Annotated in this window: 2 protein-coding genes; both read left to right on the forward strand. The window is 61.8% G+C overall.

Annotated features, from left to right (window positions below; translation table 11 throughout):
- Positions 1-1,308, forward strand: a 1,308-nt coding sequence (istA, locus tag DY251_RS21145; protein ID WP_116625879.1) for an IS21 family transposase, incomplete at its 5' end; no start/stop codon positions are given.
- Positions 1,241-1,975 carry an IS21-like element helper ATPase IstB gene (gene istB / locus DY251_RS21150; protein ID WP_116625880.1) on the forward strand — a complete coding sequence of 245 codons (735 nt, stop codon included), beginning with the start codon at positions 1,241-1,243 and terminating at the stop codon, positions 1,973-1,975. The genes istA and istB, both read left to right, overlap by 68 nt.
- Positions 1,976-2,132 lie beyond the last annotated feature (157 nt).

Raw genomic sequence — 2,132 nt, forward strand, 5'->3', positions numbered from 1 at the left:
GAGGAGCTTCGCGGCCTCGGCTATGACGGCAGCTATAGCTCAGTGTGGCGGCATGCGCAGGATTGGGAAGAGCAACGCGGCAGTGCCGCGGCCGAGGCCTATATTCCGCTGAGCTTCGCGCCCGGTGAGGCCTACCAATTCGACTGGAGCCACGAGGTCGTCCTGCTGGATGGCGTGACGGTTACGGTGAAGGTGGCGCACATGCGGCTTTGCCACAGCCGCATGTTCTTCGTTCGGGCCTATCCGCGCGAAACGCAGGAGATGGTGTTCGACGCCCATGACCGGGCGTTCGCCTTCTTCCGCGGCGCTTGCACGCGCGGCATCTACGACAACATGAAGACGGCGGTGGATGCCATCTTCATCGGCAGGGATCGTCGCTACAACCGCCGCTTCGCGCAGATGTGCGGGCATTACCTCGTGGAGCCGGAAGCATGCACGCCGGCGTCGGGTTGGGAGAAGGGCCAGGTCGAGAACCAGGTCGGGCTGGTGCGCGAGCGTTTCTTTACGCCGAGGCTGCGCTTCAAGACGCTGGAGGATCTGAACGGCTGGCTGGCCGACAAATGCGTTTCCTACTCCAAGGCGCACCGGCATCCCGAACAGGGTGACCGCACGATCTGGGAGGTGTTCGAGGAGGAGCGCGCCAGCTTCATTCCCTATGCCGGACGCTTCGACGGCTTCCATTGCGTTCCGGCACCGGTATCGAAGACCTGCACGGTGCGTTTCGACAACAACAAATACTCGGTGCTGTCGAGCGCCGTTGGTCGACCGGTCGAGATCCATGCCTATGCCGATCGGATCGTCATCCGTCAGGACGGCGTGGTCGTGGGCGAACATGCTCGCTGCTTCGGCCGCAACGAAGTGATCTACGATCCCTGGCACTACGTGCCGGTGCTGGCCCGCAAGCCCGGCGGACTGCGTAACGGCGCGCCGTTCAAAAACTGGGTTCTGCCATCGGCCATGGAGAAGGTGCGCCGCAAGCTCAAGGCCGTCGATGACGGCGACCGGCAGATGGTGTCGATCCTCACCTGCGTGCTGAGCGACGGATTGAACGCGGTCGAGGCGGCCTGCCAGGAAGCGCTCGATCACGGCGTCTCATCGGCGGCGGTGATCCTCAACATCCTGGCTCGCCGTCGCGATCCGGCGCCGGGCACGATCCTTTCCATCCCACAGGCGCTGAAGCTGGCTCATGAGCCGATTGCCGACTGCGCCCGCTATGACAGTCTCAGAAGGACAAGCAACCATGGAACGCACAGAAGTGCTGGAATTGATGGGAGCACTGAAGCTCTACGGGATGCGATCGGCCTATGATGAGATCATGGGTGTCGCCATCAAACGGCAGCACGAGCCGCCGAGAATCGTCGGCGACCTGCTGCAGGCAGAAATATCGGAGAAGCAGGCACGCTCCATCAAATACCAGCTCACCGTCGCCAAGTTGCCGCTGGCCAAGGACATCGAGGACTTCGACTTCACCGGCACACCGATCAACGATAGCCTGATCCGCGATCTCGCCGGCGGCACATTTGTCGCCGACCAACGCAATGTCGTGCTGGTCGGAGGAACCGGCACAGGCAAGTCTCATCTGGCTATCGCCATTGCTCGCTCCCTTATCCGCAACGGCGCACGCGGCCGATTCTTCAATGTCGTTGATCTGGTCAACAGGCTCGAGACCGAGACCCGCTCCGGCCGACAAGGCCGTATCGCCGATCACCTCACCCGGCTCGACTTCGTCGTGCTCGATGAACTCGGATATCTGCCCTTCGCGCAGGCCGGCGGACAACTGCTCTTCCACCTCGTCTCCAAACTCTACGAGCGCACCAGCGTCATCATCACCACCAACCTGGCATTCGGTGAGTGGCCCACCGTATTCGGCGATGCCAAGATGACTACCGCGCTACTCGATCGGCTCACCCATCACTGCGAGATTGTCGAAACCGGAAACGAATCCTGGCGCTTCAAAAGTCGTTCTCAAAGCTAAAGCCGAAAGCCGAAAGCCAATCAGCCGCGCCCGATCAGGCTGTGCAACCCCGACCAGCTTCGCCTGACCGGGCGCTAATCGGCGTGCCCTTCAACGCCCCTAAACAGGGGTCCCTTTTGCGCGAAAATACGGGGTCCCAATTCCACGGTCATTGACA

Origin of the sequence: Mesorhizobium denitrificans (genome assembly GCF_003403035.1) — a bacterium.
GTDB classification, from domain to species: Bacteria; Pseudomonadota; Alphaproteobacteria; order Rhizobiales; family Rhizobiaceae; genus Mesorhizobium_G; species Mesorhizobium_G denitrificans.